This is a genomic window from Vibrio aquaticus, from assembly GCF_003970385.1.
In the GTDB taxonomy this organism is placed as follows: Bacteria; Pseudomonadota; Gammaproteobacteria; order Enterobacterales; family Vibrionaceae; genus Vibrio; species Vibrio aquaticus.
Genome location: NZ_RXZH01000002.1, coordinates 39,426 through 65,466, shown reverse-complemented (window position 1 = coordinate 65,466; position 26,041 = coordinate 39,426). Strand labels below are relative to the sequence as shown.

Sequence of the window (26,041 nt, the reverse complement as noted above, 5' to 3'; positions counted from 1 at the left end):
CTTTACGCTTGATCTAAGCGGCCAACAAGTGACAGCTCAAAGTTCGCACCCATATATTTAAAGTGAGGTCGAACAGAGAGGGCCACTTGATACCAACCTGGATTTCCCTCTACGTCAGCCACTTCAATCCTTGCTGCTCTTAATGGACGGCGACTACGAACATCTGCAGGTGGGTTTTCTTGGTCTGCGACAAACTGTTTAATCCATGTATTCAACTCTCGCTCAAGATCTTGGCGTTCCTTCCATGAGCCAATCTGCTCTCGCTGTAACACCTTGATGTAGTGAGCTAAGCGATTGATGATCATCATATAAGGCAGCTGAGTTCCTAATTTGTAGTTGGTCTCCGCTTCTTTGCCTTCTTTCGTATTCGGGAAAACTTTCGGTTTTTGAATAGAGTTTGCAGAAAAGAACGCCGCGTTATCACTTCCTTTTCGCATAGTGAGAGCAATGAAACCTTCTTCAGCCAATTCAAACTCTTTGCGATCAGTAACCAATACTTCTGTGGGGATTTTGGCTTGTAGAGCGCCCATAGACTCAAACACATGCACTGGTAAGTCTTCCACGGCCCCGCCACTTTGGGGGCCTATAATATTCGGACACCAACGGTATTTGGCAAAGCTCTCGGTCAATCTCGTTGCAAAAGCAAATGCGGTATTTCCCCAAAGATAGTGGTCATGGGACCCCGAAACACTTTCATTGTAATTGAAGGACTTAATTGGGTTTTCTACTGGGTCATAAGGGACACGAAGTAAGAAGCGCGGTGCGGTTAGACCAATGTAACGTGCATCTTCTGATTCACGTAAAGAGCGCCATTTCGTATATTTAGGGCTTTCGAAAATGGATTTTACATCTTTGATATTGGGTAGCTCTTCATACGAATCAATGCCAAAGAATTCAGGACCAACACTGGATAAAAATGGGGCATGTGCCATCGCTCCGAGTGAGCCCATATACTGCAGCAATTTCATGTCTGGCGTTGAAGGAGTAAAGGTAAAATTGCCAATGATCGCTCCAGTAGGTTCTCCGCCAAACTGACCATAACCTGAAGAGTAGATATGTTTGTACAAGCCTGATTGAGTCGCTTCAGGTGCAAACTCAAAATCTTCTAACAATTCTTCTTTGGTCGCATGCAACAAATCAATCTTATTATTTTCAGTGAAATCCGTCCGATCGACCAATAGCTTTAGACCTCGCCATGACGACTCCATCGCTTGAAATTGATCGTCATGAAGAATTTCATCCATCTGCGCACTGATTTTTTTATCTAACTCAACCAGCATTTGATCGACTAACGATTTATTCACTGAACTACCCGTTTGCTGAGAACCGATCAAATTCTCAATAAACGCTGCAACGCCTTTTTTGGCAATATCGTAACCTTCCTCACTAGGCGCAATCTTGGTTTGAGCCATGATTTCATCAAGCAGACTAGCCTGTGAGAGTTCCGGTCTTTCAATGACAGTTTCTGTAGACATTTAGTATTCCTAATCCATTAAATGACGAATGTTATAAGTCCTGATTTATTTCTTATTCACTGACCAGATTGAGCTCTGAAAGAAGCTTCTCTCTTGACTCTTCACTGTTTAGTAGTTGTTCTAGTTGCTCTCTAAAAGCAGGGATATTGCCTAAAGGTCCTTTAAGCGCTACAAGAGCCTCTCGTAACTCAATCAGCTTGTTTAATTCCGGCACTTGACTGCCAATTGAATCAGGTGAGAAGTCACTCAACGAGCTAAAGGTCAACTCAATGTGAAGATCGGAGTTTTCATCGTCACTCAACTTATTCTTTACGGTAGTCGACATCGTTAATTCGCTCTCGCGCATCACAGATTCAAAGTTGTTTTTGTCGACTGAAACTGTACTACGTTCCTCGACTGGTAGCGCTTCAGGATGCCCTTTGAAATCACCAACAACAAACGTTTTCAACGGCAGTTCCACTTCCGCCTGAGCGTCACCTGTAGCAGGGATATACTTAATATTAATTCGTTCTTTGGGAGCAACGCTTCCTTCCTTAGACATGATCTAGGTTCTCCATTTAAATGTAGGTTGGTGTACATGTAGGCTGTAACCGATTGATTTAGTGTCATTTATCCACGACCAATCGATAATGGCGCCTAAATTATCGTAATTTAATTCGACTCAAACGGGCTTCTTCTTCCGGGAGGTGACGTTAGGTACGTTTTGATAAACAAAGATGCCAGTGCTACGCTTTCGAGATTCCGTTGCATAAAAACACCTTAAAGGAACCATGGGGGTTGCGTTAGGGACTCCTCTAAATTCTATGAAGAGTTTCGCAACACACACTGCTAAATTAATACTTTAAATCTTCCCAAATTCCATCATGGTGGTAAAAAACGACCCCTTCGCTAAGCGCAATTTTAAGTTTCTTCGCCTCCGCCATCTGTGCTTCCGACGCGAGAGTTGCTAGTTCTGACTGGTTTACTTTTGCTTGCCGATACACGGCACTGAAGGTGCTATCACCAGCAGTTTCTAGATAAAGCATCAAATAAGCTAAAGACCGAGGTCGATCTATTTCAACAAATGGGTATTGGCTACTCGAACCGCTGTAGATCTTGTACATCGAGATCAGCGAGCTTATGTCCCCTAGATCCAATGCTTTTTTTCGCCACTCAAGTGCTTGTTGAAAATTGCCCTCTTTTTCAGAGATTAAAACCAGTTTCCTTAGAGCGGGGAGATAATCGAGATTTGCCGCTTGTTGATAATATTGCTTCATAATCCGTTCACTTTTAGCAGCAAACATAAAGTCAATCTCACCGCGTTCTATTCTACGCGCCCCTTCCATATAGGCTTTTGCGAAGTCAAACTCCATCGACTTTTCCAGGTAATAGTTTGAAAGCTCACCATCAACGCTTAAGTAGAATTCAGACAATAGGAAATAAGCGAGGCTGGGTTGAGTCGCGCCTAGTCTGATTAAGTCATCAAAATAGCGCTGCTGATAGCTTTCTTGTTCAGCTGCTGTTAACCAATCTCCTCGCAAATGAAGGTACCTTAGCGCTTGCCTATTTCCTTGTTCTGCCGATCGGATTAAATAATCTTTTGACGCTCGTTGATCACGCTGCAAATAGCCCGTTCGGCGTAGTTCCATCGCATAGAGATAGCCGCTCTTACCATGACCTCGATCTGCTGCTGACTTTAGATACTCCCTTGCTTCTCTATTTTTAAATTGTGCTTTAAGTAAACGACCACGTTGATAAGCCTCGTCCGGTGACATAGTTTCAACACTGTACGTTTCACCCGCGACAAGACTTTTCGAAAAGAAAAGCAAACAAGTGCCTGCTAACAATAATGCTCTAACCAATATTGACACTGCTGCTCCCCTGTAACACACCACCACACCCTACCGGATCACCCGCCCTTGCTGCTGGCTTACCATCAATGTTCACGCTTGCAGAACCACTCGCGATTGAACGGCCATGCTTTGGGTGTTTAGGTTTATCATGTGGCTCTAAGGGGTCACCTTGTCTTGCTGCGGGTATACCATCTATTTTTACAGTCGATGAACCTGAGGTGACTGGCGTTGGAGGAAATCCATCGTGTCCTGTTCCTATATGACCAACAACAATTCCGTTTCCCATACAATGTATCCTTAGTGATTGCTCTCATAATTCGAGAATGTAACTAAGACACGTCAGCAATATTCGATCCATCAAATGAACCGAGGTTCTCCGAATAATTTTCCAATATTTAGGCAAGTTAATACCCAGTTTAAGAAGCTTATTGCCCAATGACTCTAATATGAGCAGAATGCGATTACCGACAGGAATACTAACAATCTAATGAACATGGAGACATAGCACTCCCATTCAGTAATTTATTTTATGCTCTTTAACTGCGCTCAAAAAAGGGATAACAGAGGCGCTCGATTTTGTAATGAACACATCGCCGATCTCTGCTAACATCGCGCCCTTCTATTTTTTGAGGCGGATTTGATGGATTGTCGATTAGGATGTGGGGCGTGCTGCATTGCACCGAGTATTTCTTCTGCTATCCCTGGAATGCCTGAGGGTAAGCCTGCCGGTGAGCGATGCGTTCAGCTCAATGAAGAGAATCTTTGTAAGTTGTTTGGAAAGCCAGAACGACCGAAAGTATGTCATCAGTTCAAGCCGTGCCCGATTGTTTGTGGAACTACTAACCAGCAGGCACTGGATAACATTACTGAACTAGAAAGCCTGACATAAGCTTTATGTAACTTAAATAAACGCTCTGAGTGCTAGATACAAAAAAACCGCAGGATTCTGCGGTTTTTTATTACGATAACTTCTGACGCCCGAGTAGCGAATGAGAAAGGGTTGTACCATCGACTAACTCTAGCTCACCACCAACGGGAACACCGTGAGCAATTCTGCTTGCTGACACCTGATGTTCACGACACAACTCTGCGATGTAATGTGCTGTTGCTTCACCTTCAACTGTTGGGTTGGTGGCAAGAATCACCTCACTAACATCACCACGGCGTAGGCGATAGTCTAGGACATCAAGTCCTATATCGCTTGGTCCAATGCCATCTAATGGAGACAGGTGTCCCATTAAAACAAAGTATCGTCCTGAAAACTGTCCTGTTGCTTCGACCGCAGCAATATCTGCTGGGCTTTCTACGACACAAATTTGACCATTTTCCTGACGTTTAGGGTTGGTACAAATGTGACAGATTTCTTCTTCGGTAAACGTTCGGCATTCGCTGCAGTGACCAATTTCAGTCATAGACTGACTTAGGGCATCAGCAAGTTGAACACCGCCTTTTCTATCTCGCTGTAACAAATGAAAGGCCATACGCTGCGCCGACTTGGGGCCAACCCCAGGTAGACAACGTAAGGCCTCCATCAATTGCTCCAGCATGTGACTGGTGCGCATTAATCGGTCTCTCGATTAGAATGGCATTTTCATACCTGGTGGTAATTGCATACCGCCAGTTACACCTGCCATTTTCTCTTTTTGCGTTTCTTCTACGCGACGAGCTGCATCGTTAAATGCCGCTGCGATAAGATCTTCTAGCATCTCTTTGTCGTCTTCCATCAAGCTTTCATCGATGTCGACACGACGTACGCTGTGACTACCAGTGATTGTCACTTTTACAAGGCCAGCACCAGATTCACCGGTTACTTCCATATTTGCGATTTCTTCTTGAAGCTTTTGCATGCGATCTTGCATTTGCTGGGCTTGCTTCATTAGGTTGCCCATACCGCCTTTACCAAACATGTTTATCTCTCTGGTTATTTAGCTTGTTACGTTATTAGATTGGGTTGAAGCCAAATAGTTTCAACCCCTCAAATTAGATTGGTCTTACACTTTCTGAGTCTAGCTGAGCCGCAAATCGTTTTTCGATAAACTGAACATGCGGATCATTTTCTAAACTGGTGAATGCCTGCTGTAATCGGCCTTGATAAAGCTTGTCTCTTAGCTCCAAAGGCGTCTCGCCATTCTCACCGACTTCAACGGTCAATTGGCACTCTTGCTCTAACACTCGGTTAATCTCGCCAAGCAACTCACTCTGAGCTTTATCCGTATTCAGGTGCGCTTGAGCATTACGCAGTGTCAGCGCAATCGTAGAACCGCTTTTCTCATAATAAGAGTTTAGCGCAAGTTGCTCTGTCAGTTTGGCTGTCTCTAGCTGACTAATTAGCTTCGCCCATTCACTTTGGTTAAGACTTTCATCGACCAGCTTTTCCACCATCTCTGGTGTTTTTTCATGCTCTAATGCTTTTTTGAGCAGTGTTGGCGTTAACTCTAACGTTTCTTTCTTGGCTTGAGGAAGGGTCGGCTTCCATCGGTATGCTTCATCCTTTTCAGGTTCAGGAGTCATACCCGCTTTCGGGTGAGATAGCGGCGACACCTGCCCTGAACCGCCGTGTTTCTTTGCTACACGGTCAAGAACAGACTCTGATTTTACAGATGTCGCATTAGCCTTTTTTGGCGAATTCCCCTGATTAGGAGAAAGCCCTTTGCGCTGAGAACGTAGTTGGTGCCTCAAACCACTCACCGAAGACGTTGGTTTTGTCTCTGGCTGAGGTTGGCTTGATTGCTGAGAGTATGATGCATCTCGAGCTGGCTGTTGCTGCTGAGGTGCATCATGTGCCGGCTCTTCATAATGAGGAGGCTCCGGCATCAAATTCATTGGTGGCTCATCGTAGCTGGGAGCCGATGGCTGAAAACTTGGCTGCGGAGCCTGTTGCGGCGCCGAACGAACCGGTGAAGGTGGCACTTGCGCACTCTGCACTGGTTGGTTTACAGGCTGAGCTTGAGGAGCTGGTACCGGTGCCGCTTGGCTTACTTCTGGCGCAGATGATTGTGTGCTAATCGCTATCGCTTGTGGCTGAGAAGCAGGCCTAAACGCCATCATTCTCAAGACAATCATTTCAAGCCCAACTCGCTCTGAGGGTGCGAGAGGAAGATCTTCGCGGCCTTTTAACGCAATTTGGTAGTAAAGTTGAACATCTTGAGGCGTAAGCAAACGACTCAGTAGTTCAATCTTCTCAGCATCCGGCTGACCTTGGTCAAGTGTTGCAGGAAGGGCTTGATACATCGCCAAGCGGTGAAGCTGCGTTGAAAGCTGCTGCAACAACCCATCCCACTCAACGCCATTTTGAGCCATTGTCGAGATACATTCCATCGCTTGCTGCGCTTGCTTAGACCCAATCGCTTCAAGTAAATGCAATGCTTGGTCGGTATCTAGGGTGCCCAACATGTGGGCGACACTGTCTGTCAGAACTTGACCATTACCCAATGCGATAGCTTGATCTGTCAGGCTAAGCGCATCACGCATACTGCCATCGGCTGCATGTGAGATCATTCCTAGGGCACGAGGCTCAGAGGTGACTTGCTCTTGCTGCAAAATATGGTCGAGCTGCTCATGGATGTTATCAACGCTTATTGGCTTCAAATGAAACTGAAGACAGCGAGATAAAATCGTCACAGGCAGCTTTTGTGGGTCCGTAGTTGCCAGTAGGAATTTCACATACTCAGGTGGCTCTTCCAACGTTTTCAATAGTGCATTGAAACTGTGGCGAGACAGCATATGAACTTCATCGATTAGGTAGACTTTAAAGCGACCACGTGCAGGCTTATATTGGACGTTGTCTAGCAAATCACGAGTATCTTCAACCTTAGTACGAGAAGCAGCATCGATTTCTAACAAGTCAACGAAACGGCCTTCATCGATTTCTCGGCAAGTATCACAGGTACCACATGGATTCGATGTAATACCCGTCTCGCAGTTCAACCCTTTTGCAAACAGTCGACCAATGGTGGTTTTACCCACTCCGCGTGTTCCGCTGAACAAATACGCATGGTGCAAACGATTTTGGGCTAATGCATTTTCAAGCGCCGTTAAAACATGGGCCTGACCAACCACGTCATTAAACTTGGTTGGTCGCCACTTTCGCGCTAAGGCAAGATAACTCATGAAACTATACCCACTAATAACCTACCCGATTAATGACCTTCAAACTCACAAATGCTGTAAACATTAAGGCCCAAGCCTTCAAGACGTTTATCACCACCGATTTCAGGAAGGTTAATCACAAATGCTGCGTGCTCAACAACACCGCCTAGTTGACGAATAAGTTGAGTCGTCGCTTCAATGGTACCGCCAGTCGCCAGAAGATCGTCGACAACCAATACTTTGTCACCTTCAGAGATTGCATCTGTGTGAATTTCTAATGTGTCCGTGCCGTACTCAAGTTCGTATGACTGAGCAACCGTCGCACGTGGAAGTTTGCCCGGTTTACGAACAGGCACAAACCCTAAACCAAGTTCTAAAGCAAGAGGAGCACCAAACAGGAAACCGCGAGCTTCTGTACCAACGATCTTGGTGAACCCCATGTCTTTATACTTTTCTACCAACAGCTGAATAGTCGCTTGGTAAGCTTTTGCGTCTTCCATAAGACTGGTTACGTCACGGAATAAAATACCTGGTTTTGGGTAATCAGGAATGCTTTTGATGCTTGCTTTGATCAAAGAAATCGTTTCAGTCGTCATAATTTTATACTTAGATTGGCTATTGATGTGGGTAGCTAATGTTACGCCACGATTAGCATGGTTCTCAGCACAATCTAACCAATGAAGAAACTGAAACTGCTTCCGTGGTTCGTTGTGCCTATAAAAACAAACGCCCACTAAAAAATGTGGGCACACTTCTTAGCAATCTTAGTGATTTTCTTTGCTATCGGCAAGGTACTCAGTCACAGGTAGGCGAATAAACCAACTCAGTAACACCACCAGCATAACCACTAGCATAATCTTTAACCAAAAGTGAGGGACGAACCAAATCGAGAACGTAAAGCTCGCAATAATCCAAAGGGAGCCACGTGTTTTAACTGTCGATGTTACTGCACGATTTTGCTGCCAGTTATCCAGTATAGGACCGAATGTAGGATGCTGATGTAACCAACGATGGAATCGAGGGCTGCTGCGCATGAAGCATGCACTCGACAGCAAGATGAAAGGAGTCGTCGGTAAAAGAGGGAGGAAGATACCAATAATGCCTAGAATAAGGCTAAGCATACCAACAGCATTGAGAAAAAGTCTGCGAATAATGATGGCATGCTCCGTGAGCGGAATTTAGAAGCCCGCGTATCCGTTCAGTACTCGAATCCAAGTCAGCGTTGCTGGTAACGTGGGAATAAGGAGTACAGCAATAAACCCTAAAAAGTAAAAGATATTATAAGGTTCTTTAAAGTCTTTGTCTGCCATGAGCTTGCTTCTCTAATATTGAAAGTGACTTGCCCAATCAACAATTAATCAAATGTTAATAAGTTGGGCTATTTTTGTTTATGGCGGACTATACCCTAATCGTCGCAGGACAAACACCGAACAAAAAAAGGGTTATTACAAAACTGTTAATGATGCGACTAAGCGTTGGCACCTCGATAAATATCTAAGCTAAAACTGCTCGATCCCAAGCGGCTTAAGGAGATTTGGCAAGCGGACTGAATGTGTAAATCGGTTGTAATAAAGTTCTTAACGCAGTTTTCTCCTAGGTTCACACCTGCCGAAATATGCTGAGAGATATAACCATTTGACCATTGAGCATCTAAGCCTGCAGGAAGAACAGAAAGTGTCCCTGTCGCCAGATCAGCGATACCAAACAAAGCTTTAACTGGCGTACTGCACTCCGAGCATTTGATTCCCTTCTCAACCAAAGTCGCAATATCTTTTAGATCAGCGTTAAAACATTTTAAATTTCGTAGGTAATCGTGAAAGAGTGCTCGGACTAATAAGGTCGTCGCTGCGCCATGCTGGCCTTCGCTTGCAGAATCCACAAGATAGAAAGCAAATTGCCCATTCATCAACCAAGCATAATCAAACACCAAAGGCATGACATCAGTCGATTGAAGTAAGCGATAACCGACCTTCCAATCTCCCTGAGAAGTATCCTTGTCTGGTAACAGCGCGTGTAGCAAGTCTTTCGCCGCACTCGGATTCTCTTCTAAGTACTCAAGATGCCAGTGAAGTTCTTGCTCTTCTGGCACATCACCGCTATCAATTCGAAACCATTGGCTAGAAAAATCACGCTGGTCACTCAGGTGGTTGTCCGAATCATACAGCGTATTTTCTATCGCGTTGGCTAAGTGTTCATGGTTGCTAATAGGTTTAGGTAGAAAATCTTTAATGCCAAAACGGAGCGCCTTGGCGACATCGGCTATCTCATCCGTTGCAGACACAACAATCAATGGCATGGAAGGGTATTCAAGGCTCACTTCTTCGACAAACTCGATACCATCTAGGACAGGCATCGACAGATCGCACAGTATAAGGTCAGGTTCACAGCTACGCAGTTTTTTAAGGCCATCCAAGCCATCTTCAGCTTCAACAACAAGATAACCTTGAACCTTTAAAAACTCGGACGTGATATGGCGAAAGATCGGATCGTCATCTACTAACATGATCAGTTTTTCAGCCGGGGCGACAGGCATAGCCGCACTGGTTCCAACTTCAATTGTTTTATGCATACACCTGCGCCTCACACAACTATTAGGAGTAATACTCACATTTTATTGTTATTGTTATTGGTAATTTCAAACACTCCTTAAAAAGTAGTCTTGAACGTCGATTTATACAAATCTTCCACTTTGAATCCTTGTTGCATACTATATGTATGGAATATCAAATATCGATAAACTTGTTGATGTGACTCAAGCTTTGACATTTGATATAGATATAAATTAACCAAATTCGTAAAAAAGTGTGTCCGACACAATGAAATTAGATGATCTAAACCTATTTAGGCTTGTTGTAGAAAATGGAAGCTACACCGCAACTTCCAGAAAAACGATGATTCCTGTTGCGACAATTACACGACGCATTCAAGCATTGGAAGAGTCGCTCAACCTACGCCTGCTCAATCGCCATGCACGCAAGCTTTCTCTGACGGAAGCAGGAGAACGTTTCTTCAGCGAGTGTTCTCCATTGCTAAACCGATTGACGTCAGCAGCGGAAGAGATCACTGATGAGTGTCGAGGCGCGGCAGGCAAAATCCGTATTATCGCTCCATCTAACCTCACTAAACGAATGATGATGCCGATGTTCAATGGCTTCATGCTCAAGTACCCAGAGATCAACATTGAGCTGACCACTAGCAATCAAGCCGATCAACTGGATCCTACCGAATGGGATGTCATCTTCCGCGTGGGTCCACAAAGAGATTCAAGCTTAATTGCTCGTAAGATCAGCTCTGTCGAGGATATTTTGGTTGCAAGCCCTGAGTACCTCAAACACAGCCCTGCGCCAAAGCATGCAGAGGAACTGCACCAGCATTCCCTGTTAAAAGGTGCCCCACTGCTGAAATGGCAATTGAGTAATGGCAGTGGCGAGATTTCTATCAACAACGACAAAGGCCGCTTCCAAGCCGATACATTGAATGTGGTTCGCAGTGCTTGTTCTGACGGCTTGGGCATTACACTCATGCCGGATGTAATGATCAAAGAGTATATTGATGATGGCAGTTTGGTACGCGTTCTCGAAAACTGGAGTGCCAACCCTCGTGATATCTATATGCTGTACAACCATAAAGATCACTTGCCAGAAAAAGTCCGTTTGTTCATCGATTTCGTGATTGCTTACCACATTCACTAAGTCCAGAGATGACAAAAGAGCTTGGTTTTTGCCAAGCTCTTTTTGTTACCTAAACAAAACAATTTACCGATTAAAGGTATTCAACGAACTTACTTAAATCACGCTCTGGCACTTTCATCGGCGTACATCCCGGAGTCCCTAAATAAAGGAAGCCGACAATTTCATCGCCCTCTTCCAGACCAAACGCTTGATGGACTTCAGGGTGGAACATCCACTTACCTGAACGCCAAAAGCCTTGGAACCCCTGTGCTACCGCTGCCATCTGCATAGCTTGAACAGCACAGCCCGCCGACAAGTGTTGCTCCAAATAGGGCACTTTCTCATGCTCTGTTACTTTGGCAATCACAGTGATCACCATTGGCGCGCGAAATGGCGCATTTTTTACTTTATCTAGTACCGCTTGTTCACTGTTCTCTGCTTGAGCGGCTCTAACAAGAATCTCTGATAATTTACTGAGCCCTTCACCTTGAGCAATCACAAAGCGCCACGGAGTCAATCCTGCGTGGTCAGGTGCTCGAAGCCCAGCTCGAATGATGTTTTCTAGGGCTTTCCCTTCAGGAGCCGGATCAGACAGCTTCGCAATTGAGCGGCGGTTGAGCAACAAATCTAACGCATCCATTTAAAGTCCTTTCTCATTTTTTTATTGTCTTGTTGATGATAACTCTCAGGCACAAAAAAGGCGAACCTCTCGGTTCGCCTATGGGATAAATTCTAATTAGTCATAGAACTTAGCGTCCAGACCGGCTCGAGTCAGCAGTCCATCACACGGGGCAAAACGATCTCCATACTTCTGCGCATGATCGTTCATGATCTCAACCAGTTTCTTTATTCCGATTTGATCCATGTAACGGAATGGACCACCAAGGAAAGGTGGGAAGCCAATACCAAAGATTGCGCCAATATCGCCATCTCTTGGGCTACGAATAATGCCTTCATCCAAGCATCGAACCGCTTCATTCAACATTGGCAATACACAGCGCATCGCAAGGTCTTTCTCTGACAGTTTCGACTCTGGATTCAAGCCAAGCAGTTTGTACACTGACTTGTCGACCTCTTTCTTCTTACCTTTGTAGGTATAGAAGCCTTTACCGCTCTTGCGACCTTTACGACCATCATTCAACAACTTGTCGAATACGTCCGGCCCTTGGAATCGGCCACCAAGCTCGGCAACCAGAATTGGCATGATTTTAGCGCCAATATCAACACCCACTTCATCCAATAAGGTGATTGGGCCAACAGGGAAACCAAAATTAAGGAGTGCGGTATCGAGTTGCTCAATCGGCTCGTTTGCCAACAGAACTTGCGCCGCTTCATTCATGTATGGTGCAAGAATGCGGTTAACATAGAAACCCGCACAATCTTTTACCACGATTGGCGTTTTACCTTGCTTACGAGCGAACTCAACTACTGTCGAAATGGTTTCATCTGACGTTGTTTCATGAGGGATAACCTCAACTAACGGCATTTTTTCAACCGGGCTGAAGTAATGCAGGCCAACAACATTTTCAGGGCGCTCAGCCTTTTCCGCAATTTGATGAATCGGCAATGAGGAGGTATTGGTTGCGAAAATGGTGCTTTCTTTCGCATTCGCCTCGATATCAGCCACCATCTGCTGCTTTAAGTTAAGATCTTCAAACACCGCTTCAATCACGATATCCGTGTGATTAAACTGAGTAAAATCTACACCACCAGATAGCTGAAGCATTTTGCTCTGAAGATCCGCTTTAGAAATGATGCGACGCTTTCTCTGCTTCTCAAACAACTTATAGTTGTACTTAAGTGCATTCAGCACGCCATCATTCGATACATCTTTGATACGAACGGGCACTTTGGCTTTTGCCACACTCACATGGCTGATGCCCGCCCCCATTAGACCGCCACCTAATACGGCCGCTCGACCGACTGGATTCGGATCAGCATCAGTGCCATTCTCTTTTTTCATTTCGGTCGTCGCAAAGAAAATCGAACGTAACGCTTTCGACTCAGAAGTCATCACAAGCTCACCAAAACGCTCAGCTTCTCGCTTAAGACCACTGTCGAAGCCTTTCTCTAGACCGTGACGAATGACATCTAAGATCGCATCTGCCGCAGGGTAATTACCACGGGTTTTCTCATTGGTTTTTTTCGCCGCTTGTTCAAAAATAACCTTGCGACCCAAGCCAGTTTTCGATATTAACTTCTCTTTTGTTGATGCTTTACGAGCTTTCTTTTTCTTGCCTTGATTCTTTTCGACAAAACTCTTCGCTACGTCCAGTAGTACCGTCTCTGGTACCACGGCATCAGCGACACCCAGCTTTTTCGCCTTTTTCGCTCGCAGCTGTTTACCCGTAAGAATAAGATCCAATGATGGTAATAAGCCAACAAGGCGAGGCAAACGTTGTGTACCGCCAGAGCCTGGCAGCAGTCCAAGTTGAACTTCAGGTAAACCTAAACGGGTTTTATCGGAATCGGTACATACTCGGTAATCACAAGCAAGAGCAAGCTCTAAACCGCCCCCTAAACACGGGCCATGAATCGCAGCCACAACCGGATACGGTAGGTCTTCAAGCTGCTTAAACATCTGTTGACCTTTCTCTGCCAACGCTTGTGCTTCTTGTGCACTGGTACAGGCATCAAGCATGCGTACATCGGCACCGGCAATAAAGTTATCAGGTTTTAAAGAGTGAACGATCAAACCCTTTATTTCGGCTTTCTTTTCTGTAAGTTGCCCGAAGATCGCTTCCATTTCTTCTGCAAACGCCGCTTGTAAGGTATTCATTTTCTCGCCTGGAACATCGATAGATAACCAAGCGATACTTTGTTCATCAATAGTTAAATTAAATGCTGTTTGTTCGCTCATTACTCTACCTCCAGTACCATCGCTGCGCCTAAACCACCTGCGGCACATGCTGTATTCAACGCTAAGCCACCACCACGACGTTGCAGTTCACGTAATGTTTGCGTGATCATGCGAGCACCCGTTGCGGCAAATGGGTGACCATAAGCGATAGAACCGCCTAACACGTTAAATCTGTCCATATCGATCTCACCGATCGCTTTTGCTCTACCGAGCTTTTCTTGGGCAAACTTGTCGCTAGCAAACATTTTGACGTTTGACAGCGCCTGAGCAGCAAACGCTTCGTGCATATCGATAAGTGTTAGATCGCCTAGTGAAATTCCAGCGCGATCTAATGCCATCGGTGTCGCGTATGACGGCCCCATCAACATATCTTTCTCTACACCGATAGCAGAGAATGCGTATGAGCGGATATAGCCCATAATATCTAAACCAAGTTCTTTGGCTTTGCCTTCACGCATCAACATAATCGCTGCAGCACCATCGGTTAAAGGCGTACTGTTTGCAGCCGTTACGCTACCATACTGCCTATCAAACGCAGGGCGCAGTTTCGCGTAGCCTTCAATGGTTGAGTCTTCACGAATATTATTGTCTTTTGAAATCCACTTTTTATACGGTTCAGGGAATGCGGTCATGACCTCCCCTTCAATCTTACCGTCGTTCCAAGCTTGAGCGGCCAGGGTGTGTGAGCGGTGAGCAAGTGCATCTTGCTCTTGACGAGTGATACCGTGAGATTTTGCCATTTGTTCCGCAGTTTGGCCCATCGACAACCCTGTTGAATATTCAGCCACTGCAGGTGGAACAGGCATGAGGTCTTTAAATGATAGAGTTTTGAGGATATTGAGTTTTTGGCTTAGCGTCTTTGTTTTGCTTAACGCGAGTAAGTTAGCCGCAAGCTTTTTCGATACCCCAATAGGCAAGACGGAAGAAGAGTCTGCTCCCCCTGCTATACCGACATCAATTGAGCCAGCCATAATGCTTTCCGCAACATTGACAGCGGATTGGAAGCTGGTCGCACAGGCACGCGTCACACTGTAAGCGTCTGTATTAATGTCCATGCCCGTACCAAGCACGATTTCACGTGCAATATTTGGTGCTTCTGGCATTTGAACGACTTGACCAAATACCACTTGTTCAATCAACTTAGGATCAATGTCTGTGCGAGCAAGCATATCGCTCACCACCATTTTACCTAGATCAATCGCGGGTACTTGGCTAAATTCTGTGCTTTGACGTGCAAATGGCGTTCGCAAACCTGCGACTATCGCGACACGTTCTCCTGAGCGAGTTTTCACTTCCTGCTTGCTCATTGTTGCTCCTTAGATTTTAGAGGTCTGACCAGAAACATTGTAACGAGAGTGTTAAATCAATCAAACGCTCGTTTGAATAAACGTGACTTCAGGCAGATTACACGAGTATGAAAGAGTGTACGACCAATGATACTGTACAGAATGCGAATAGAGTTAAGATTGTGTCAATTAGATCATGCTAAGACATCGAGGCAAAAAAAAACCACACAGAACTGTGTGGTTGGAATATATAAAGCAATTAACTTACGCCAATTGAAATAATCAGTTTCCTGATTAGGAGAAAGTAAAGTCAGCCTTCAAAAGGAAGTGTCATCTTGCTCAACTTGTCAGTGAAACACCGACTAGATGACAGGTGCTACTATAACCGCTAGAGTGAAGCAGATTTTGAAGTAGATCAATTTTAGGTGGATTTATTGCTTACCTCGCAGTGGTTAAAACGAGGCAAACGATTGTTTCTGTTCTCCATCGCACTTTGAACTTTGTTTACGCGTAACGAATAAGAATAAAGGCCACTCAATCACTTAGCTGTTGATGTCGGATTAAAATAAGAAAATCACAGAGCAACCAAGGAGGCTCATGTGTCAATCATCGATTTTTTTGGAAAGAAAAAGTCCAAAGATCCGGTCAACTCGGATATGGACAGACAAAGAAAATACGAAGCTCTTGTAAGAGCTTATCATCGAGACCTTTACCGCTACGCCTATTGGCTATGTAAAGACCCGACGATTTCAGAAGATTTAGTACAGGAAACCTGCCTGCGTGCATGGAAGTCTCTCGATAGCTTACAGGATGAGAAAGCCGCGAAATCTTGGCTTATCACAATTCTAAGACGTGAAAATGCAAGAAGGTTTGAACGCAAGCAGTTTGATCTGGTTGATATCGATGATCACGGCAACGATGCTAAAGTGTCTGATGATCCGCACCACCAGACTGAATGGGTTCAGGCACAGATCATGAAACTAGAGGATGAGTACCGTGAGCCATTATTCCTGCAAGTTGTTGGGGGGTTCAGTGGAGAAGAGATCGGAGAGATCCTCGATTTAAACAAAAATACCGTCATGACTCGACTATTTAGAGCGCGGAATCAACTCAAAGAAATGTTGGATTCCGACACAACATCAAAGGGGAAGCAAAATGGATGAATTAGAGTTTCGTCGACGCATTATGGCCGACCCAAAGCAACGTGATGAAGAGATCAACGCTGCCATTAAAACCAGCGATAAAAATAGTCAGTTCGCTGAAGATGCCCTCGAATTAGAAAAACAAATTGCTAAGGCAATGGCTGTTGATGTTCCAGAAGATCTCGCCGATCGAATCTTATTTAATCAAACCTCCAGTGTTGAAAGTAACGTTGTTCGCCCTAATTTTGCCCGCAAGGCAATGGCCATGGCAGCTTCAGTAGCATTTGTTGCAGGTTTATTGGTCGGACAGCTTAATTGGGGTAACTTAGTGGTCTCGCCCGCTCAAGCAAGCTTAGCGAACACCGCTATGAAGCATGTGATTGACGAGAAGCCGTTCGTACAAGGTTTAGATGAGCAGGTTAAGTCATCTCAGATCAATGCCAAGATGGCGCCTTTTGCTCACGAGTTTTCACACTCATTTCCCTACCACGTCTATTACTTGAATCACTGTGGCTTCGGCAGTTCTAACGCTTTGCATATGGTGTTCCAAGGGGAAAAAGGCAAAGTTACCTTGTTCTTTACCGGTATACCAAGTGAAAAGGCGACAGACTTTAACCAAGATGGCATGTCAGGCATTATCGAGCCTATGGGAGACACCAGTTTGATCCTCGTTGGTGAGGAAGGTGAAGATGTCGCTAAGATCGCCGATAAACTGGCTAATATCATCAAACCGATGAATTAACAAAATAGTAACACTTTGTGATCTACCTCATGGCTTGAGTTTCTATCTCAAGCCATTTTTTTAGCATAAAGTTAGAGTCTTAACTCTAAAAGGATGCTTTTTCCAGCACAATCCTGCCAAATAGACATCATTTCCGTAATTTTATCGCCCAAATTGGCAATGGTCGGATTTCTATATCTTATACTTGAGTCTAGTATCAGCCACCACTGAGCTTTTGCTCAAAAATATCGCCCACTAGAGGCGAAGCAAAAAGGAAAAAGCAAAAATGAATAACACGCGTCTGTTTAAAAAATCACTATTAGCAGTGACCATTACAACCGCAACAATCGCTTCTCAGCCTGTTCTTGCAGCCGGCTTCCAACTTAACGCACAATCAGCAACTGGTCTGGGCCGTGCTTTCGCGGGTGATGCAGTAATCGCAGATAACGCATCTGTTATGGCTCGTAACCCAGCAGCAATGGCTCTATTTGATCAGATGGAGTTATCTTTAGGTCTAGTATCAATTACTTCTATGATTGAAGTAAAAGATGCTAAGTACGCAAGTCCAAACAATAGTTTTGCTGGTGTTGACTCTAACTATGATGATGCTGGTGACACCTCTTTTGTTCCAAACATTCACCTTGTGGTTCCAGTAAACGAGAAGTTCGCTTGGGGTGTAAACGCATATTCTAACTTTGGTACAAAGACTGAATTTGATAGCTCATTTGTTGGTTCAGAGTACGGTGGTAAAACAGAAATCATGAGTATGAACCTTGGTTTAGCTGGTTCATACCGTGTAAACGAACAATGGAGCTTTGGTGCTGGCTTGGACTTAATCTATGGCCAAGGTACACTACAACGTACCTTCAGTGATCAACTTTATACCGGTCCTGTAGTAGACCCAACGACAGGTCTGCTTAGCGCAATTAACGGTTCAGAAATCATGAACATCGATGGCGCTGATGGTTGGGGTGTAGGCTTTAACATTGGTACAGTTTACGAGTTGGATGAAAACAACCGATTTGGTTTATCTTACCGCTACAGCCCAGACATCGAAGCAGAAGATGATAAAGGACAAAAAATCACACTTCCTCTACCAGATATGGCTGAGTTCTCTGGTTACCACCGCATCGAAGATACAAAATTCGCAGTTCATTACTCTGTTCAGTGGATTGGTTGGGGCACGTTTGACAAAATTACATTCGAAAATGCTCCTATCTCTGAAAAAGAATATAAATGGCAAGACGGTATGCACTACTCAATCGGTGGTACATACTACATGAACAGCGACTGGACTCTACGTGCAGGTTACATGCACGACACCAGTGCACAAGATGAAGTAACTTCTATCTCAGTGCCTGATTCAGACCGTAACTGGTTCTCTGCGGGCTTTACATACCACATTGATGACGCATCCAATGTTGACTTTGGCTTTACTTACCTACTTGGTGATGACGTTAAAGTTAATGAGACGACTGAAACAAGCGGAACGACTGTATCTTCTATCTCAGGTACAACTCACGCAGACGCTATCCTAGTTGGTCTACAATACAGCCGCAGCTTCTAGTTTTAGCTAACGCAACTATCTTAAGGGTCAGTATTACTGGCCCTTTTTCTTACCTGTAACCTGCTCTATCTAAACCAAATACCTCTTCCCATTCCTAATTTAAGCTTACACCTGTATAGGAAAACCGTTTTAATGCGTTACAGCTGTTCGCTGAAACAAAGAAACATATCATTAACAAGCAGCATTTATGCCTATAAAATCACAAATATGTCATATTAAGCTCCAAATAGTAGCAATACAGTGTTTTTAATTTTTAAAGTAATAACTCTAACTCTATGATCGCCCGACTGATTACCATTAATCTCAGCGAACATTACAATGAAAATAAATAAGACTCTCCTTTCACTTGCAGTGGCAGGTGGCCTACTGGCTTCAGCAACAACCGTTAGCGCAGCTGGCTTCCAGCTAGCAGAATACTCAGCAACTGGTCTTGGCCGTGCGTACGCTGGTGAAGCGGCAATGGCAGACAATGCAGGCGCTCAGTGGCGTAACCCTGCGATGCTGACTTACCTAGAAGGCACACAGGTTTCAGTAGGCGCTATCTACGTAGATCCTAATGTTGATATTCACGGTACAAGCAATTTCATGGGTAGTGATTTACCAGCTAATTCTAAAGATTTTGCCCATGATGCAGTTATCCCTAACTTCTACGTTTCACATAAGTACAACGACAAATTCGCTCTAGGTTTTGCTCTTGGCACTAATTACGGTATGGAAACGAATTTGGGTGATGATTTTGGTGCAACAAACTTTGGCAACGAAGCTAGTGTCATGTCAATGGAAGTCAACTTAAACGCAGCTTACGAAGTAACAGAGTCAGTATCTGTTGGTGGTGGTGTGCGCTATGTAATGGCAGATGGCAGCTTTGGCGCAAAAATATCTCCCCATGTACCTAACGTTGGTGGTGCTACGTTGAAGTATATGGAAGGTGATGACACTGCCTGGGCTTGGCAAGTTGGTTCTGCGTGGCAAATCAACGACACTAACCGAATTGGATTTACCTACAAGTCTGAAGTCGACTTAACTTTAGAGGGATTCGCTAAAGGGGCAGGATTCGGACTTCCTACCGGACAACAGAAACCAGGCTCAATGAAACTAGCCCTACCTGCAACTGCAGAGCTAGCTAGCTTCCACCAACTTACAGACAATGTAGCTGTGCATGCGAGTATTAACTGGACAGATTGGAGCAGTTTCAAAGAACTCGTAGCCGACTTCCCTGATGGTTCATCATCACACATCAAAGATGAATACTGGGAAGATAATATGCGTTACGCAATCGGCGCCACATACCGTGTTGATTCTAAACTAGTCCTTCGCACTGGCTTAGCTTATGATGAATCAGCGGTTGGCGAAGAGTACCGTACTGCAACTATCCCAGAGACTGACCGTTTGTGGCTAAGTTTAGGTGCTGGCTACCAATGGTCAGAGCAACTGAGCTTTGACGCTGGCTTTACCTATATCTTCGCAAAAGATGCAAAAATGGCAGAAAGCCGTGTAAACGGCACACCTGCTCTCCAAGATCCAGCAGACTTTGGTGGTGACTTTTCAGGTGAGGTAACGGGAAGTGTTTGGCTAATCGGTGTTCAAGCGAACTACACGTTCTAATCGAACTCTCTAGCATCACAAATGAAAAAGGCTTGGTATTTACCAAGCCTTTGTTTTATCAATCGAGAATGCTCTAGAAATCTTCTAAGTACTCATCCAAATACGCTTCTTGCTCTTCATCGTAGTCGTCTGTTTCTATCTCAGCTTTAAAGTCTTGTCGCTGGATATACACATCACGCACTAGTGCATACGGATCTGGAGAGCCCTCTAGTAACGACTCTTGCTGAGCTAATACAGCGCGGCTCTCTAAGCCTTCAAGCGCCCACTTACCAAGACCGGCCCAGAAGTTTAAAAATGACAGCGGTACATACATGCCATCAACCACATCGGCTGTTTCTCTCACTGTCCACGGGCCATAGGCTGGAACCATCACATACGGACCATTACCCACACCGTAATGGCCAACTGCATCACTGAATGCTTTATCGTCATGATCGGTAATACCAGCGGCAGAAGCGACATCAATTAAACCACCCAAACCTAATGTGGTGTTAATCCAAAAGCGATTAAAGTGATCAAGCGCTTTCTCACCATTACCCATCACTAAGTTGTTCACCATGCTTGATGGCTCATCAAGGTTACCCAGGAAGTTGCTAATACCATTACGCACAGGCACAGGTACATAATCAACATAGGCAAGCGACACTGGCTTAACCAAGTATGGGTCAAGATAGTCGTAGTTAATTGCCCACATTGAGCGGTTAAAACCTTCAAATGGGTCATACACCTCTGGCTCATCCACCACCGACTGCTCTTCGGGGGCAGAGGCACATCCACTTATCACTAGCACTGAACAGAGCAACCACCAAATCTGCGGTTTATTGACTTTCATTATTATTATTTCCATAAAAAAGGCCGGTGTCTCCACCGGCCTTCGTTGATCCATAAACAGTATCTATCAATACTGACTATTAATCATAACTTCAACAGGTTGACCCATTTTAACGGCTTCGCTCTCGCCAAACCAGTCCCCGTCTTTGGTTGCGACGTTGCCGTCACTATCAATGCGAACACGAACCATCAGAGATTCAAGAGAAGACAGCTTACGTTCAGCCAGCATACTGTTGCCATCATCTAAAACAACCGTTCTAGGGAAAGTACCCAATGGGTATCGAGCCGCTGCAATTGGCATTGGTGAGCCATCAGCCGTATGAACCGAAACGATCAACGCCGAGTTTGGATCAGCTTGTACCTGTTCGCTGACATTCACAGTCACTGAAACAGATTGACCTGTACCGACTTGTTGGCCCATCTGCTTTTGAGCATTTTCGATACTGCGAGCCAACATTTCATAACGAGAGTCACTTGGACCAATCATTTGCTGCATGATACTCCAGTAACGAACAGCTGCAGGATAATCTTTACGCTCGTAGGCATCAAATGCCAATAGTGAGAATACTCGTAAATCAACGTAATCTTGCTGAACCAGTTTCCCAAGTAAGCTACGAGCTTTATCTTGGTCCATTTCATCATCAGCCAGCATCAGCGCTTGTGCATAGCCCAACATCACGTCAGGGTTGTCTGACTCGAGCTTATACGCTTTTTTCATCGCGCCAATCGAAGTATCAACGTCTCGGTTTGCCAACGCAATACGACCAAGTAACAACCAGCCTGTTGAATCATCCGGTTGATAATGTAAACGAGTACGTAGTGCAAGCGTTAGATCTTGCATCTCATCTTCACTCAGCTCAACGCCTTCTGGCGCCATTAGCTTTTTAGACAGTGCTGGTAGATTTTCGTTAACTTCCTGCCACGCTAGCACATCTTCCGATGCACCAAACTTGAAGTATAGACCGTAAGAAAGTGCAATGACTAAAATGGCTGAAGGAACAATCACAGCAAGTGCCGAGGTTGTCGTCTCTTTCTGCTTTTGGCCATCCTTAGGAATATCATCAAGCAGCGACTGTTTTAGGTCATCGATTAAGTCTTGCTGGTTTTCTACCAGACCCTCATCGGTTTCTTCTTCGAGCTCAGATAAACGATCTTTATAAAGCGCCTTGTTGAGCTCATCACGCAGTTGAGCGTCTTTGTTCGCCTTCTTTTTGATAAATGGTAGTGCAATAAGCAAAATACTAATTGCAATAAGAATGACTGAGGCTATCCAAAATAGTGTCATTACTGCTTATCTCCATCATTCTTTTCATCAAGCAGCGCTTTTAATCGCGCTTCTTTATCAGCGTCCCACTGCTCTTTCTCTTGTGTTGTCGCCACTTTTGGCTTTCGGCTACGGATGACAATAAAACCAAAACCAAATAGAACAACAGCAATAGGGCCTAACCATAAGATGGCGGTTGCCACTGTAAATGGTGGGTTATAAGTTACGAAGTTGCCATAGCGTGCAATCATGTAATCAATGATCTCTTGCTTCGACTTGCCTTCTTTGGTCATTTCATACACTTTGTGGCGTAAATCAACCGCCAACTCTGCATTGGAATCTGCAATCGTGTTGTTTTGACATTTAGGGCAGCGAAGCGTATTGCCTAAGTCTTTAAACTGCTGCTCTTGCTCTAAGTTTTCAAACTCGTAGATTTCAATCGTGGCAAAAGCTGTCATTGAAAAAGTTAAACAAGCCACAAGCGCTAATATCCACTTTTTCATTGTTTCGCCTCCGCAATCAAACCTTCATACATAGGCTTTAGCTTTTCGTTCCAATTGCGAGTGTTCACATCACCCACATGACGGTAACGAATCACACCATTTGCATCGATAAGGAAGGTTTCTGGCGCACCGTACACACCAAGATCCAAACCTAGCATGCCATTGCCATCAAAAAGACTGATCAGGTATGGATTACCTAGGTCATTTAGCCAACCTACTGCTTTTTCTCGATCATCTTTGTAGTTCATACCAATGATCTTAACGCCCTGAGAAGCAAGCTCGTTTAGGTATTGGTGCTCGGCATAACAGGTAGGACACCACGTCGCCCATACATTGAGCAGCAGTGGCTCGCCTTTGAATATCGCTTGATCATACAGCTTACCCGGCTCTGCCAAGTCTTCTAGGCGGAACTGAGGTACTTCTTTTCCGACAAGCACAGACTCCAGCTTAGTTGGATCATCACCGTGTTGGTTTTTGATTAGCTGGGTGGCAAATACTGCCACCAAGCCTAGAAACGCAACCAAAGGAATAAATAGAAGTTTCTTATTCATTATGCCTCCTGCTGTTTAGCACTTTTTCTAAAGCGGTAACGCTTATCGCTGATTGCAATTGCACCACCCAATGCCATCAATAGAGAACCTGCCCAAATCCAACGAACGAACGGTTTGTAGTAAATACGTACTGCCCATGATTTATCATCATCTAGGCGTTCACCCATCGCGATGTACAAGTCGCGAGTAATACCACGATCGATGGCCGCTTCAGTCATCATTGAGCGAGCAGTTGTGTAGAAACGTTTTTCTGCGTGTAGCGTGTTGATGTATTTGCCGTCTTGAGTGATCTCGAAATCAGCAATGTAGCCATCATAGTTAGGGCCATCTTTATCACGCAGTCCTTCGAAGTAAAAGTCGTAACCTTGCATTTCAAAGTGTTCACCTGGTGCTAGACGTACATCACGCTCAATGCTGTAGTTCTGTACCATTGCGATACCAATAACCGTTACCGCAAGACCGATATGACCCATCATCATTGCCCAGTGGCTGCGCTGTAGCTTCCTCACGCCTTCCATAAATGAATGACGGTGAGTTGCACGTTCATGCAATTCGAAACCATGCAGGAAGATGATCCACAGTGCCATTACCCAGCCAATGTAAGCCATCACTAAGAAGTGATCAGACAGTAATAGTACGAAGCCAGCGGCAAGAACCAGTGACGCAACACCTGAAATCAGCATTGGCTTAACTAAGCCTGATAGGTTGTCACGCTTCCAACGGATAAGTGGACCAATACCCAATAGGAATGAGAATGGAATCATTAGCCAAGCAAACAACATATCGAAGAATGGCGCACCAATCGATACTGAGCCTAGGCCGATTTGTTTGTGAATCAATGGTAGCAGTGTACCAACCAGCACAACCACTAACGCAGCAATCAGAAGCACGTTATTCGCTAGTAGTGCATTTTCGCGAGAGACTAAGTCGAAGTTGCCACGAACTCGAACCGATGCACCTTTTAGAGCAAACAGTAGTAATGAGCCGCCAATAACAAAGACTAAGAAGCCAAGGATGAACATACCGCGAGACGGATCAGACGCAAAGGCGTGAACCGATACTAAGATACCCGAACGAACTAGGAACGTACCCAACAAGCTCAACGAAAACGCCGAGATCGCGAGTAACACTGTCCACGCTTTAAAGGTGCCGCGTTTTTCCGTAACCGCTAGAGAGTGCATTAATGCCGTACCCGCTAGCCAAGGCATAAAGGAGGCATTTTCTACTGGATCCCAGAACCACCAGCCACCCCAGCCTAGTTCGTAGTATGCCCACCAAGAGCCTAGTGCGATACCCAGCGTTAGGAACAGCCATGCCGCTGTTGTCCAAGGACGAGACCAACGAGCCCATGCCGTATCGAGTCTTCCTGTCATCAAAGAAGCGATAGCAAATGAGAACGCCACAGAGAAACCAACATAACCCATATACAGCATTGGCGGGTGAATGATTAGACCCGGGTCTTGAAGAAGCGGGTTAAGGTCACGACCATCAACAGGGAAGAAAGGCAGCGTTCTTAAGAACGGGTTAGACGTTAAGATAATGAACAGTAGGAAACCCACTGTAATCATGCCCATTACAGCCAACACACGTGCCACTGACTCTTGCGGCATACCACGACTAAACGTAGCTACAGCAACCGTCCAAGCAGCTTGGATCAACACCCAAAGTTGCAATGAACCTTCGTGCGCACCCCAGACCGCTGTTAATCGGTAATACCAAGGTAATTGGCTATTTGAGTTGCTCGCGACATAATTGAGCGTGAAGTCATTAGTGTAAAATGCCCAAAGCAGAATACAAAAAGACAATAGAAGGAGTAAGAACATCCCCCAAGACAACGGTCTTGCCGTGTTCATTAAGAGCGTATTGTTTTTCGATGCACCGACCAAAGGCAAGATGCTCAATAGCACAGCAAAGGCTAATGAGACAATCAGTGCAAAGTGACCAATTTCAGCAATCATTGATCGCTTCCTTGTTTTTGTTGTTCAGTATATTGAAGAGGCTCATGGGTCTTTTTCATTGCCTCTGCGATTTCTGCCGGCATGTATTCTTCATCGTGCTTAGCCAGCACTTCAAAAGCTTCTACCGTTGTTGCATCAAGCAGTACGCCCTGAGCAACAATGCCCTGACCTTCACGGAAGAGATCAGGAAGAATACCGTCATACACGATGGTCACTTTCGGGCCAACATCATGCAGGTCAAAAGAAACACGTAATGATTCAGCGTCACGCCTAACCGAGCCTTCAACCACCATTCCACCGATTCGTAAACGTTGGCCAACGTGAGGTTTAGTCCCGTCTGGCTTACCGTTGACAAGTTCGGTTGGGGTATAGAACAGATCCATATTTTGATTCAATGCATACAACATCAAACCAATGGTGCTGGCGATACCAACGAAGATAGCTAAGACAATGCCAAGCCTTTTTTTACGTCTTGGATTCATAGTGTATTCTCCAAATTTTTTGCTGCATCAATACGGGCTTGTCTTTCTACTTTTGCTTGAACTTCATTGAGCAGCGTGCGGCCACGACGAACACTTAAAATCAGCAGAACAAACATAACACCAAAAGTAATACCAAAGGCTGCCCAGACATAGCCTGCATAGCCACCCATAGCAAAGAAATCACTCAATGATTCAAAATGCATT

At 44.9% G+C, this 26,041-nt stretch carries 26 protein-coding genes; 6 read left to right on the top strand and 20 right to left on the bottom strand.

What is annotated here, in order from left to right:
* Positions 1-2 precede the first annotated feature (2 nt).
* The 4 genes from tssC to EJ063_RS06270 form a co-directional block, all read right to left on the bottom strand.
* Entirely contained in the window at positions 3-1,475 is a 1,473-nt protein-coding gene (gene tssC / locus EJ063_RS06285; protein ID WP_126573181.1) for a type VI secretion system contractile sheath large subunit, read from the bottom strand.
* A 52-nt stretch (positions 1,476-1,527) separates the two neighbouring features.
* Positions 1,528-2,016: a type VI secretion system contractile sheath small subunit gene (gene tssB / locus EJ063_RS06280; protein ID WP_126573180.1), complete on the bottom strand. Its 489-nt coding sequence runs from the start codon at positions 2,014-2,016 to the stop codon at positions 1,528-1,530.
* Positions 2,017-2,308: 292 nt separating this feature from the next.
* The gene (locus EJ063_RS06275; protein ID WP_126573179.1) at positions 2,309-3,325 is read right to left on the bottom strand and encodes an SEL1-like repeat protein; all 1,017 of its coding nucleotides are present in this window, start codon (positions 3,323-3,325) and stop codon (positions 2,309-2,311) included.
* Positions 3,309-3,593 carry a type VI secretion system PAAR protein gene (locus EJ063_RS06270; RefSeq protein ID WP_126573178.1) on the bottom strand — a complete coding sequence of 95 codons (285 nt, stop codon included), beginning with the start codon at positions 3,591-3,593 and terminating at the stop codon, positions 3,309-3,311. The genes EJ063_RS06275 and EJ063_RS06270 overlap by 17 nt, the downstream gene beginning before the upstream one ends.
* A gap of 354 nt (positions 3,594-3,947) precedes the next feature.
* On the opposite strand from EJ063_RS06270, the gene EJ063_RS06265 reads away from it, so the two are divergent.
* A complete protein-coding gene (locus EJ063_RS06265; RefSeq protein ID WP_126573177.1) occupies positions 3,948-4,196 on the top strand; it encodes a YkgJ family cysteine cluster protein in 249 nt (82 codons plus the stop codon).
* Positions 4,197-4,266: 70 nt separating this feature from the next.
* Here the strand turns inward: EJ063_RS06265 and recR are convergent, their stop codons facing one another.
* The 6 genes from recR to EJ063_RS06230 form a co-directional block, all read right to left on the bottom strand.
* On the bottom strand, positions 4,267-4,869 hold the full coding sequence (gene recR, locus EJ063_RS06260) for a recombination mediator RecR (protein ID WP_126573176.1): 603 nt from the start codon (positions 4,867-4,869) through the stop codon (positions 4,267-4,269).
* A gap of 15 nt (positions 4,870-4,884) precedes the next feature.
* The gene (locus tag EJ063_RS06255; protein ID WP_004748326.1) at positions 4,885-5,214 is read right to left on the bottom strand and encodes a YbaB/EbfC family nucleoid-associated protein; all 330 of its coding nucleotides are present in this window, start codon (positions 5,212-5,214) and stop codon (positions 4,885-4,887) included.
* A gap of 73 nt (positions 5,215-5,287) precedes the next feature.
* Positions 5,288-7,417 carry a DNA polymerase III subunit gamma/tau gene (gene dnaX / locus EJ063_RS06250; protein WP_126573175.1) on the bottom strand — a complete coding sequence of 710 codons (2,130 nt, stop codon included), beginning with the start codon at positions 7,415-7,417 and terminating at the stop codon, positions 5,288-5,290.
* 29 nt (positions 7,418-7,446) lie between these two features.
* On the bottom strand, positions 7,447-7,992 hold the full coding sequence (gene apt, locus EJ063_RS06245; protein WP_126573174.1) for an adenine phosphoribosyltransferase: 546 nt from the start codon (positions 7,990-7,992) through the stop codon (positions 7,447-7,449).
* Between the two features lie 168 nt (positions 7,993-8,160).
* Positions 8,161-8,553, bottom strand: coding sequence for a YbaN family protein (locus EJ063_RS06240; RefSeq protein ID WP_439333275.1), 393 nt, complete (start codon positions 8,551-8,553; stop codon positions 8,161-8,163).
* Between the two features lie 311 nt (positions 8,554-8,864).
* A complete protein-coding gene (locus EJ063_RS06230) occupies positions 8,865-9,965 on the bottom strand; it encodes a response regulator (RefSeq protein WP_126573172.1) in 1,101 nt (366 codons plus the stop codon).
* 247 nt (positions 9,966-10,212) lie between these two features.
* On the opposite strand from EJ063_RS06230, the gene EJ063_RS06225 reads away from it, so the two are divergent.
* Positions 10,213-11,088 carry a LysR family transcriptional regulator gene (locus EJ063_RS06225; protein ID WP_126573171.1) on the top strand — a complete coding sequence of 292 codons (876 nt, stop codon included), beginning with the start codon at positions 10,213-10,215 and terminating at the stop codon, positions 11,086-11,088.
* Positions 11,089-11,158: 70 nt separating this feature from the next.
* On the opposite strand, the gene EJ063_RS06220 is transcribed toward EJ063_RS06225, so the two are convergent.
* The 3 genes from EJ063_RS06220 to fadI all read right to left on the bottom strand — a co-directional run bounded on the left by EJ063_RS06220 (position 11,159) and on the right by fadI (position 15,234).
* Positions 11,159-11,707 carry an NAD(P)H nitroreductase gene (locus EJ063_RS06220; protein ID WP_126573170.1) on the bottom strand — a complete coding sequence of 183 codons (549 nt, stop codon included), beginning with the start codon at positions 11,705-11,707 and terminating at the stop codon, positions 11,159-11,161.
* 96 nt (positions 11,708-11,803) lie between these two features.
* Positions 11,804-13,927 (bottom strand): fatty acid oxidation complex subunit alpha FadJ, encoded by a 2,124-nt coding sequence (gene fadJ / locus EJ063_RS06215; RefSeq protein WP_126573169.1) that lies wholly within the window; start codon positions 13,925-13,927, stop codon positions 11,804-11,806.
* Positions 13,927-15,234 carry an acetyl-CoA C-acyltransferase FadI gene (gene fadI, locus EJ063_RS06210; RefSeq protein WP_126573168.1) on the bottom strand — a complete coding sequence of 436 codons (1,308 nt, stop codon included), beginning with the start codon at positions 15,232-15,234 and terminating at the stop codon, positions 13,927-13,929. Before fadI ends, fadJ begins: the two co-directional genes overlap by 1 nt.
* A 635-nt stretch (positions 15,235-15,869) precedes the next feature.
* On the opposite strand from fadI, the gene EJ063_RS06205 reads away from it, so the two are divergent.
* From EJ063_RS06205 to EJ063_RS06190, 4 genes are all read left to right on the top strand, one after another.
* Positions 15,870-16,376 (top strand): sigma-70 family RNA polymerase sigma factor, encoded by a 507-nt coding sequence (locus EJ063_RS06205; RefSeq protein ID WP_439333274.1) that lies wholly within the window; start codon positions 15,870-15,872, stop codon positions 16,374-16,376.
* Positions 16,369-17,097 carry a DUF3379 domain-containing protein gene (locus tag EJ063_RS06200; protein WP_126573166.1) on the top strand — a complete coding sequence of 243 codons (729 nt, stop codon included), beginning with the start codon at positions 16,369-16,371 and terminating at the stop codon, positions 17,095-17,097. The genes EJ063_RS06205 and EJ063_RS06200 overlap by 8 nt, the downstream gene beginning before the upstream one ends.
* A gap of 265 nt (positions 17,098-17,362) precedes the next feature.
* Complete coding sequence (locus EJ063_RS06195) at positions 17,363-18,643, top strand: outer membrane protein transport protein (RefSeq protein WP_126573165.1); 1,281 nt, start codon at positions 17,363-17,365, stop codon at positions 18,641-18,643.
* A gap of 318 nt (positions 18,644-18,961) precedes the next feature.
* A complete protein-coding gene (locus EJ063_RS06190; RefSeq protein WP_126573164.1) occupies positions 18,962-20,248 on the top strand; it encodes an outer membrane protein transport protein in 1,287 nt (428 codons plus the stop codon).
* A 73-nt stretch (positions 20,249-20,321) separates the two neighbouring features.
* Here the strand turns inward: EJ063_RS06190 and EJ063_RS06185 are convergent, their stop codons facing one another.
* From EJ063_RS06185 to ccmD, 7 genes are all read right to left on the bottom strand, one after another.
* A complete protein-coding gene (locus EJ063_RS06185) occupies positions 20,322-21,080 on the bottom strand; it encodes an MlaA family lipoprotein (protein ID WP_126573163.1) in 759 nt (252 codons plus the stop codon).
* 66 nt (positions 21,081-21,146) lie between these two features.
* The gene (gene ccmI, locus EJ063_RS06180; RefSeq protein WP_126573162.1) at positions 21,147-22,364 is read right to left on the bottom strand and encodes a c-type cytochrome biogenesis protein CcmI; all 1,218 of its coding nucleotides are present in this window, start codon (positions 22,362-22,364) and stop codon (positions 21,147-21,149) included.
* A complete protein-coding gene (locus EJ063_RS06175) occupies positions 22,364-22,846 on the bottom strand; it encodes a cytochrome c-type biogenesis protein (RefSeq protein ID WP_126573161.1) in 483 nt (160 codons plus the stop codon). The genes ccmI and EJ063_RS06175 overlap by 1 nt, the downstream gene beginning before the upstream one ends.
* Entirely contained in the window at positions 22,843-23,397 is a 555-nt protein-coding gene (locus EJ063_RS06170) for a DsbE family thiol:disulfide interchange protein (protein WP_126573160.1), read from the bottom strand. Before EJ063_RS06170 ends, EJ063_RS06175 begins: the two co-directional genes overlap by 4 nt.
* Entirely contained in the window at positions 23,397-25,355 is a 1,959-nt protein-coding gene (locus tag EJ063_RS06165; protein ID WP_126573159.1) for a heme lyase CcmF/NrfE family subunit, read from the bottom strand. The genes EJ063_RS06170 and EJ063_RS06165 overlap by 1 nt, the downstream gene beginning before the upstream one ends.
* Entirely contained in the window at positions 25,352-25,837 is a 486-nt protein-coding gene (gene ccmE / locus EJ063_RS06160) for a cytochrome c maturation protein CcmE (protein WP_126573158.1), read from the bottom strand. The genes EJ063_RS06165 and ccmE overlap by 4 nt, the downstream gene beginning before the upstream one ends.
* Positions 25,834-26,040, bottom strand: a complete 207-nt coding sequence (ccmD, locus tag EJ063_RS06155; protein WP_126573157.1) for a heme exporter protein CcmD — start codon at positions 26,038-26,040, stop codon at positions 25,834-25,836. The genes ccmE and ccmD overlap by 4 nt, the downstream gene beginning before the upstream one ends.
* Position 26,041: the final 1 nt, after the last annotated feature.

Bases quoted from the DNA above. Each gene is read 5' to 3' on its own strand.
- tssC (WP_126573181.1), bottom strand. From the start codon at position 1,475: ATGTCTACAGAAACTGTCATTGAAAGACCGGAACTCTCACAGGCTAGT.
- tssB (WP_126573180.1), bottom strand. From the start codon at position 2,016: ATGTCTAAGGAAGGAAGCGTTGCTCCCAAAGAACGAATTAATATTAAG.
- EJ063_RS06270 (WP_126573178.1), bottom strand. From the start codon at position 3,593: ATGGGAAACGGAATTGTTGTTGGTCATATAGGAACAGGACACGATGGA.
- EJ063_RS06265 (WP_126573177.1), top strand. From the start codon at position 3,948: ATGGATTGTCGATTAGGATGTGGGGCGTGCTGCATTGCACCGAGTATT.
- recR (WP_126573176.1), bottom strand. From the start codon at position 4,869: ATGCGCACCAGTCACATGCTGGAGCAATTGATGGAGGCCTTACGTTGT.
- EJ063_RS06255 (WP_004748326.1), bottom strand. From the start codon at position 5,214: ATGTTTGGTAAAGGCGGTATGGGCAACCTAATGAAGCAAGCCCAGCAA.
- dnaX (WP_126573175.1), bottom strand. From the start codon at position 7,417: ATGAGTTATCTTGCCTTAGCGCGAAAGTGGCGACCAACCAAGTTTAAT.
- apt (WP_126573174.1), bottom strand. From the start codon at position 7,992: ATGACGACTGAAACGATTTCTTTGATCAAAGCAAGCATCAAAAGCATT.
- EJ063_RS06230 (WP_126573172.1), bottom strand. From the start codon at position 9,965: ATGCATAAAACAATTGAAGTTGGAACCAGTGCGGCTATGCCTGTCGCC.
- EJ063_RS06225 (WP_126573171.1), top strand. From the start codon at position 10,213: ATGAAATTAGATGATCTAAACCTATTTAGGCTTGTTGTAGAAAATGGA.
- EJ063_RS06220 (WP_126573170.1), bottom strand. From the start codon at position 11,707: ATGGATGCGTTAGATTTGTTGCTCAACCGCCGCTCAATTGCGAAGCTG.
- fadJ (WP_126573169.1), bottom strand. From the start codon at position 13,927: ATGAGCGAACAAACAGCATTTAATTTAACTATTGATGAACAAAGTATC.
- fadI (WP_126573168.1), bottom strand. From the start codon at position 15,234: ATGAGCAAGCAGGAAGTGAAAACTCGCTCAGGAGAACGTGTCGCGATA.
- EJ063_RS06205 (WP_439333274.1), top strand. From the start codon at position 15,870: ATGGACAGACAAAGAAAATACGAAGCTCTTGTAAGAGCTTATCATCGA.
- EJ063_RS06200 (WP_126573166.1), top strand. From the start codon at position 16,369: ATGGATGAATTAGAGTTTCGTCGACGCATTATGGCCGACCCAAAGCAA.
- EJ063_RS06195 (WP_126573165.1), top strand. From the start codon at position 17,363: ATGAATAACACGCGTCTGTTTAAAAAATCACTATTAGCAGTGACCATT.
- EJ063_RS06190 (WP_126573164.1), top strand. From the start codon at position 18,962: ATGAAAATAAATAAGACTCTCCTTTCACTTGCAGTGGCAGGTGGCCTA.
- EJ063_RS06185 (WP_126573163.1), bottom strand. From the start codon at position 21,080: ATGAAAGTCAATAAACCGCAGATTTGGTGGTTGCTCTGTTCAGTGCTA.
- ccmI (WP_126573162.1), bottom strand. From the start codon at position 22,364: ATGACACTATTTTGGATAGCCTCAGTCATTCTTATTGCAATTAGTATT.
- EJ063_RS06175 (WP_126573161.1), bottom strand. From the start codon at position 22,846: ATGAAAAAGTGGATATTAGCGCTTGTGGCTTGTTTAACTTTTTCAATG.
- EJ063_RS06170 (WP_126573160.1), bottom strand. From the start codon at position 23,397: ATGAATAAGAAACTTCTATTTATTCCTTTGGTTGCGTTTCTAGGCTTG.
- EJ063_RS06165 (WP_126573159.1), bottom strand. From the start codon at position 25,355: ATGATTGCTGAAATTGGTCACTTTGCACTGATTGTCTCATTAGCCTTT.
- ccmE (WP_126573158.1), bottom strand. From the start codon at position 25,837: ATGAATCCAAGACGTAAAAAAAGGCTTGGCATTGTCTTAGCTATCTTC.
- ccmD (WP_126573157.1), bottom strand. From the start codon at position 26,040: ATGCATTTTGAATCATTGAGTGATTTCTTTGCTATGGGTGGCTATGCA.